Annotated in this window: 8 protein-coding genes; 5 read left to right on the top strand and 3 right to left on the bottom strand. The window is 41.5% G+C overall.

Features of this window, described 5'->3' with window-relative positions:
- Window positions 1-1,023: 1,023 nt before the first annotated feature.
- Entirely contained in the window at window positions 1,024-2,208 is a 1,185-nt protein-coding gene (locus NGM66_RS13740; protein ID WP_208907225.1) for an AIPR family protein, read from the bottom strand.
- A gap of 127 nt (window positions 2,209-2,335) precedes the next feature.
- On the opposite strand from NGM66_RS13740, the gene NGM66_RS13735 reads away from it, so the two are divergent.
- The 3 genes from NGM66_RS13735 to NGM66_RS13725 all read left to right on the top strand — a co-directional run bounded on the left by NGM66_RS13735 (window position 2,336) and on the right by NGM66_RS13725 (window position 4,585).
- Window positions 2,336-2,671, top strand: coding sequence for an XRE family transcriptional regulator (locus tag NGM66_RS13735; protein WP_209279987.1), 336 nt, complete (start codon window positions 2,336-2,338; stop codon window positions 2,669-2,671).
- A 496-nt stretch (window positions 2,672-3,167) separates the two neighbouring features.
- Window positions 3,168-3,611, top strand: a complete 444-nt coding sequence (locus NGM66_RS13730) for a GNAT family N-acetyltransferase (RefSeq protein ID WP_208907226.1) — start codon at window positions 3,168-3,170, stop codon at window positions 3,609-3,611.
- A 317-nt stretch (window positions 3,612-3,928) separates the two neighbouring features.
- Window positions 3,929-4,585 carry an MBL fold metallo-hydrolase gene (locus NGM66_RS13725; protein WP_258115815.1) on the top strand — a complete coding sequence of 219 codons (657 nt, stop codon included), beginning with the start codon at window positions 3,929-3,931 and terminating at the stop codon, window positions 4,583-4,585.
- A 374-nt stretch (window positions 4,586-4,959) separates the two neighbouring features.
- Here NGM66_RS13725 and NGM66_RS13720 read toward each other — a convergent pair whose 3' ends face one another.
- Window positions 4,960-5,340, bottom strand: coding sequence for a MerR family transcriptional regulator (locus NGM66_RS13720; protein WP_208907228.1), 381 nt, complete (start codon window positions 5,338-5,340; stop codon window positions 4,960-4,962).
- Window positions 5,341-5,410: 70 nt separating this feature from the next.
- Between NGM66_RS13720 and NGM66_RS13715 the strand changes: the two genes are divergently transcribed.
- Window positions 5,411-6,121 carry an SDR family NAD(P)-dependent oxidoreductase gene (locus tag NGM66_RS13715; protein WP_208907229.1) on the top strand — a complete coding sequence of 237 codons (711 nt, stop codon included), beginning with the start codon at window positions 5,411-5,413 and terminating at the stop codon, window positions 6,119-6,121.
- 103 nt (window positions 6,122-6,224) lie between these two features.
- Here the strand turns inward: NGM66_RS13715 and NGM66_RS13710 are convergent, their stop codons facing one another.
- The gene (locus tag NGM66_RS13710; RefSeq protein WP_208907230.1) at window positions 6,225-6,860 is read right to left on the bottom strand and encodes a Crp/Fnr family transcriptional regulator; all 636 of its coding nucleotides are present in this window, start codon (window positions 6,858-6,860) and stop codon (window positions 6,225-6,227) included.
- A 98-nt stretch (window positions 6,861-6,958) separates the two neighbouring features.
- Between NGM66_RS13710 and NGM66_RS13705 the strand changes: the two genes are divergently transcribed.
- A complete protein-coding gene (locus NGM66_RS13705; protein ID WP_208907231.1) occupies window positions 6,959-7,462 on the top strand; it encodes a DAPG hydrolase family protein in 504 nt (167 codons plus the stop codon).
- Window positions 7,463-7,534 lie beyond the last annotated feature (72 nt).

Below are 7,534 nucleotides of genomic sequence, written 5' to 3'. Positions count from 1 at the left end.
AAACGTAAAATTCCCATCAAGCACTTGAATCATGTGTTTGATGGGGATTTTGGAGTTTCTGGTGAATAATTCAGGGTATATGTATAATTAGAACATCCTGTATACAATATTATAATATGTCACTCGAATTTTACGGGTTTACGGGTAGATGTTTATGTGCCAATGAATTAGACAGATATACGGCGGGGCCTTATAGGGGCACCGCCGTATTTTTTTAAAATCCTAGTGGGTAATTGTTGACATGTCAGGACTATTAGCTAATTATTTTAGATGATTAGTCGGGAATTCATCGGTTTGATTATCCTCGTAGATTATGAGGACCATCTTAGCTATCGCGTCAAAGTGCAGACGCTTCTACTCCTTACGAAATGAACGTGACCCGTTCATTCCTTAGGTCGTTGCAATTGAGGTTTATGTATTTTGAGATTATTCTTGCATGGGTTTAGACTGAGCATTTACTATAGGGGTAGGCAGGTCAGCCCCAAGCTGCCTGATACCCCGGTGATTGAGTTTATCGTATAAAAAAGAGCTAGCAGTTAAGCTAGCCCCATTAGCTGTGAGTGGTTTACAGATTACCTCTGCACCGGATTAAGCATCCTACTGGTAAGTAAACCAGAGACACAGCTAAGATGACAAGTAAAAGATACATATTCGTTACCCCTTTCAAGGAGTCGTAGAGACAACTTGCGAAAAGAGATTGGAGTAAGGTGCTTAGAACCGGTAATATCAGATAGCAGGAGTGGGGGTCGAACCCACAAGCTCTAAGGCTATATGAATGGTTTACTTATGAGAATCAGTATATCATACTTGAATCAACTGATTGGAGTAATCGCAGAGTAGTCTGATACGGATCGCCGTATCATAAGTGATGCGGGTGAATAAAAAAAGGAACATCGACCGGTTGCTGATCGATGCTCCTTTCGCTAGCAGTACCTAACTATTCGAAGACTAGTACAATTCATCTGCATAGAGATAACCAGCATTCTTTCCAATGCATGAGCTGGAAGAATCTCAAATTGGTGCCTAGTTTAATCCTTGTTTGTGCATTAATTTTTCTAGAAGCAGATCCTTTCGAACGCTATCTACGATCCGGTAATTTGCTTGCCATAATGTTTTGCTTTTTCCTGTTTGTTGAGGATTAGTGTCAGTATCGAAAGTATTTTGAACAAGACGAACACCAGCGGTTTCCCATACATCCAAAGGATCAAATTCCCATTCAATATTTTTTCCAGTTGAATCAAATTTAATAAGGGCTCTAAATGCGCCAAAGATTGGCATTAAAAATCCGTTTGAAACGTCGTAATCCATTTTAGATTGCGTAAAGTCAGTAGTTAAAATTCCACGATTATCAACACCCCGTACAGCACCGAATTTGGCATTTTTTCCTTCCTCATGCTTTTTAAATTGTTGATATTTACTACCAATTTCTTTTTGGATAAGTTCATACAGATTGACTAACTTTGGAAGATGAGGTGCTAGAGTTTTGTAGATGTTAGGATTAGACGAGTACTCTTTTTTGTAATCTTTAAATACGGTTGCCTTACCAGAGTACGCAGAAATGGGGGCCTGACTATCATTAGGGTATCGTTTAATATTAAAAGAAAACAGTAATTTTAGTAGATTTGCAATAGGGATACGCTTGTTATCATTATCCTTGTACGCAATGTCATTTGCATAGCTTTCATTTGCAACAGCTTCTTTAATGAAATCAAACTTATCATCTAATTCAAATAGGGCAATGTCGCTGACCTGAATTGACGTGTTTCGAGCATCAGCTAGTGCTGAGACATCAAGGTCGTCACCAACAATGATCTCTAATTTGACATACTTTTCGATATCTACAGGTGCTTCATCACGATTTTGGATAATTGCTGTGTAGGTGTGACCACCATCTAGAATACCAAAGCGAGAGCGATCGTCGTCGAGGTCGAGGGTCAACATACCGTGGCTTGTCTCAAAAGCTACTTTTTTAGCAGTAATGACAATTCCACGATTATTTACATCGAAATCCGAGTCTGAATCCTTCACAGCACGTATTAATTGTTTAGCAACGGCCGTTGTCATTTTGGGTTTTCTAGGGTTGACATCCAATGAAATGTTGTCGGGTAAATCCTTGAAATTCACCCAAACGTAATATGTGGTGACGGAAGGGTTAGACGGTGATTTGACAGTACGAACCGATTTAACTTTGAATTTTTCAGTAGTCATGATGAACTACCTCCTTCTTTTATTTTCACTTGAGCATATTTGCTAAGCTACAAATAGAGTATATAATGTAAAATGTACATTTTCAAGGAACCGGGGTTCCCAATCAGATCAGAGAAGGAGGATGCCTATGACTACAAGAAAAACACAAAATGCCAATGCTGAAAAAATCGGAAAGATAATCTATGGATACAGAATGGAGTTGTCCCTATCGTCTAATTCTAGAGAATATTTTATTGAAGATAGAATAGAGACAGGCTTATTATCTGAAGGATGGATTTCTGCAAAAAGTTTGACAAATATTGAATTAGGGAAAAATTTTCCTAGTTATACGTCATTGAAGTTGTTATCAACAGCACTTGAAGTAGATTTCTTAATTTTATTGGAAGCTGTAGGGCCGTACATGCCAGATAGTCTTAATGAAATTTGGGTGTTATTAAAAAAGATGAATTTTGAAGGTTTGTAATCTTAATATGGATGGTCTCTGGGTGTATAAGCGCTTGCTGGATGCTGAGTTGATAACCCGGTGCCATTGATCATATTTAGTTGTGTTCCAAAAGAAGTAGCCCTTTCGATCGTGCCAGATTACGGCGCAGATTTTTAACATCTCACAGATATTCGTGATAATTTGAACGTGGCTATCTACTATCCTGATCTATATTCCTCAGAATAGCACGACACTGAGGAAAAACATCAATGCCTTAATTCGAGAATATTCTCTCAAAAGAAAGCACCTGAATCGCCATTCCAAGAAGACTTTGAACTATCGAACTCCTGAGGAAATTTTGTTTGATAAAGTATTGCGTTTGGCTTGATAATTCCGGCATTATATTTTCGTGAATATATTGGGGTTATAATAATGTGATTACTGTAAAATCTGCGCACCTTTGGCGATAACGGAAGCAAATTTTATAGTCTCACCGAGTGGAACGCACACGAGAACGAAAATGAATTGAGGAAAAATGAAAATTATTGAAGTGAAAGACCGCAACGTCACGCTAATTAAATATCTTTTGACGGTATGGGAAAGTGCTGTGCAGGCCACGCATCTCTTCTTGTCAGCAGACGAAATCGCCACCATTAAGCGATACGTGCCACAAGCGTTAACAGAAATACCACATTTGATCGTTGTCGAAAATGAACTGCACATCCCAATTGGATTTATGGGGATTACCGAGCAGCATATCGAGATGCTCTTTATTGCGCGTGAGGAAGAGGGCAAGGGCTTGGGGAAAGCCTTGATTAACTACGGTCTTGAAAAATATGCGGTGACTGATTTAGCAGTTAATGAGCAGAATCCGCGCGCGAAGGGCTTTTATGAGCATATGGGGTTTGAAGTGTATAAGCGAACGGAACATGATGAACAAGGCAATCCTTATCCACTTTTGTATATGAGAAGAGCTTGATTGGATTCAGCGAAACGATTATAAACCGCAGTAGCTACTACTGTGCGGGAGCAGCAGCCAATTGCGAAGAGAGTCTAGAACAAGAGAAGTAAGCACTTTGCTATTTGTCCAACAACATCACCCCCAGAATCAATCATTTGACTTAACTATTAAACAGAGTTAAGATTCTGGGGAGTTATTAGGGCAAATTTGATCAGGTCTCTTTCCAAACAAAGACCCGTGATGGGTTGCCTTCTTTGAATTTTATGAACGGGAGGCTGTTTTGGTTGATACGTATATAACTAAATCTGCTAACAAAGAGTTAATTGACTGGATTCATGACCGACCATCACGTTACGCTAAAGTATATCTATCTGACGCACACACATGCCGACCATTTCTTTGGTGCGGGGATGATTAAAGACGCTTTTCCGGGTGCAACGATCATTGTCACCCGAGCCACGGCTGATGGTATTCCAGCCGTGATGACGCCCGCGAACTTAGCAGGTACCTGGGAAAAACTTTTTCCAGGTAAATTACCAACGCCCATAGTTGGTGCTGATCAAGTGGTTAAGGATCACTTTACTTTGGAAGAGCACCCAATCACCATTATTTCAGATGGTTTCACGGATACTCATGACACGACTAGCTTATGGGTGCCAGACTTGCAACTGATTGTGGCTGGCGATGCCACCTATAAGGGGATTCATGCCTATATGCAAGAAACAACCTTAGCTGCCCGCCAAAACTGGATTAAAACTAATGAACACTTGAAGACCTTCAAGCCACAACACGTTGTTGCTGGCCATAAAATTCCAGAAAATGCGGATGATCCTGCCATTTTAGACAGCACAATCGCGTATATTACTGCGTTTAACAAGTTCGCCCAGAAGGCAACCTCGGCATTAGAGCTGTATCGCCAAGTGCTAGCCCTTTACCCGACTTACGCAAATCCTGGTTCGCTCTGGAGTAGTGCACATGCCGTTATTCGATGAGGGCAATTTAACCATGAAAAAAGGTACTTGTTTATGATGAGTAGAAATAATGGGCCAGAATCGCTAACAATCAAGTGATAGCTGATGCCCATCTTGCCCAGTTTGCAATGTTCTCTCAAAGGAATCAGACTAACGATGATTATTCTCGTTTTCCTGATCCTTTTGTTTACACTAGCCGCCGACTGGCTAGCTTTTCTGGTTGACTACCTTTAATCACCTAAATTCAGTGCCCACTTCAAGTTGCTGGTCAGACCGTCATCAAATCAACTGATACTCAATCGATATCCGATTCGAAGTCGCTTTGTCGGTGAGTTGTTCGGATTCGTTGAGTTGCCAAAAGTTGTTGGTGATTTCGGGCTGGTTGTTTACATTGCTCACATCACGGCACTATCTCCAGCCAAATACCGTTCCAACTTATGATCAATCACCTTCAGCTGCTCCTGCTTATCAGCAATCGCAGCGATAACGCGTTGGCGTTGTTCGCGCATTAAGGCAATACGCTGGGGTAAGCTGCTATCACCTTCACGCACCAAGGCGGTGTAGTGTTGCAATTCAGCGATCGACATGCCAGCTTCTCGTAAATAATGTAAGTTCGTGATCCAGTGGAGATCTTCCTCATCAAAGAGGCGTTGCTGATTTTTATTGCGTTTTTCTGGTGGTAATAAGCCACATTCTAAGTAATATCTGACGGTCCGAATCGTAACATTAGCAGTTTTCGCAAACTCACCGATCCGCATTAATTGATTATTGTTCATTTTGACTTGACCTCCCGTTACGTTAGGTTGATATAGTAGACCCATCATAACAGAAAAGGAAGCTATGGATATGACAAAGACATTAATTACTGGCGCTGATCGCGGAATGGGGTACGAATTGGCCCTAGAACTTGGCTTGAAAGGTCAGTATATCTATGTGGGTTCTAGGAATCTAGCGCGGGGACAGGCTGCGGTTACCCAGCTCGAGGCTGCCGGTGTTCAAGCGCAGGCGGTACAGCTAGACGTGACCGATCATGAGTCAATCGTTGCCGCGAAAACGCGGATCAACGCTAATTTAGATATTCTCATCAACAATGCCGGGATTGCCGTTGATCATGAGACGAAGCCGTCAGAGCTGTCACTAGACGCGATTCGGCAGGATTTTAACGTGAATTATTTTGGCTTGATCGACGTCACGCAGGTCTTCTTACCACTTTTGAAGACGGCGCCGGCTGGCCGGATCATCAATGTCTCCAGCGCGGTAGGGTCACTGACTCTGGCCAGCGATGCCAATACCAGCATTCACAGCCTACAGGCATCTGGCTATCAGGCTTCTAAAGCGGCGGTCAATATGTTCACCGTAAAACTCGCCGCGGAACTTGAGGGAACGTCAGTCACGGTAAACGCGGTCAATCCTGGTTGGGTAGACACCAGTTTCGGTGGTGGAGGCGGCAATCGGACCGTTCAAGTTGGGGTAGCGCGGACTGTGGCCTTAGCCAGTGCTGATGTGTTAACTGATTCTGGCACATTTTCAGATATTGATGGTATCGTCCCTTGGTAAGCCATACAAACCAGTCAAAGGCCTATACACTTACTAACGAATCTCAATGGAAATTTGTAACCGCCAAATGCAGGTACTTAAGAAAAACGCAAAAAGTACCTGCTCAGGTTAAGTATTTTTCGAGAGCCTGTGGATCCAATACGTTAATGCCGTTTCCTGAAATCGTGATTAAATTTGCGTCCTTGAGTTTTTTGATGTTTCTGGACATATTGGTGGGATTGACAGCAATAAGAACAGCAATGTTTTTTTGCCGGATTGGGATTAAATTCCCGGTTGGCCGATGTTCCTTGAGATAGTAGGTCAAAAAGGACACGAGACGTTGCATGCCAGACTCGGTAATTAGTTGGCTGATATCATTTAAGTAGTAATCCATGTGATTGAGGTAAGTCTGATTGAGTTGCTGACGTAAGGCCGGTTGCGTCTGGGCGTAATTAGACAATAGAGCACTGTCATAACACCATAACGTACTAGGCTGAATAACACGAAAGAGTAACGTATCACGAGATTTCATTGATGCTGAGAATAGTGGTGGAAATAGGGTTTTCGGACCATAAGCGACTAGAGCATGCTCTCTGCCATCTTCCAGTAGCAACAATTCAATAACACGTCCAGTAACGATAAAATAGGTTTTATTTGTGAGTGAGACTTCATCATTTGCCATATATGTTTTTTGGATATGCGGTAGTTTTAGCAGTTCATTTTTAAACTGTTGATAATCATTTTGAATTAAATAGTCCATTTTAAAAATAAGTCCTCCAAAAATTGTCTTAAGATAATTCTTTGTAGCGGCCTTCAAGTTAAACTATGTCTTGTAGTTTGATGTAGGAGGAATTTGAAATGACTGAAGAATTTACAAGAAATATTCCGGCTAACGCGACCAGTTTTCCGTATTACAAGTACTACTTACAAGACATGGCAGGAGTCGACCCTGTGTCACAAAAGGTAATGGCTGAATTTCCCATTGATCCTAAGGATGCCACGCCGGTTCAGAAGCGTAATGAGTTATTACTCCCAGGATATTTAAAGACTGAAATGGGGTATTGTCAAATGCCAGATGGCACGGCGTTTATGGCAAATTACTTGAAGATGCCTAACGTCACGGCTGAGATGTTTCACTGGTGGTTTGCTTGGCATGGTTTAGAGCCAATGCGCTATATTGTTTGGAATAAAGATGATCATTTTGATGTGGTGATTAAGAATGGCACTGAAAAACAATTAACTGATCAATCAATTCCGATGAACGAACGAATTTATGGCGTTACCCATACAGTCACTGAGGATACGGGATTTGGTCCTGAAAAAATTGACATCAATTTTGAGAATCCAGTTGACTTAGCCTGAAATATTCATCAATATAGCTAGAGTACCCGATTAATCCTATGATTACTGGGTACTCTAGTTTTTTTGGCCTCA

This window comes from Levilactobacillus yiduensis, from assembly GCF_024718525.1.
Taxonomy (GTDB): Bacteria; Bacillota; Bacilli; order Lactobacillales; family Lactobacillaceae; genus Levilactobacillus; species Levilactobacillus yiduensis.
This window is presented reverse-complemented; position numbering and strand designations above follow the sequence as displayed.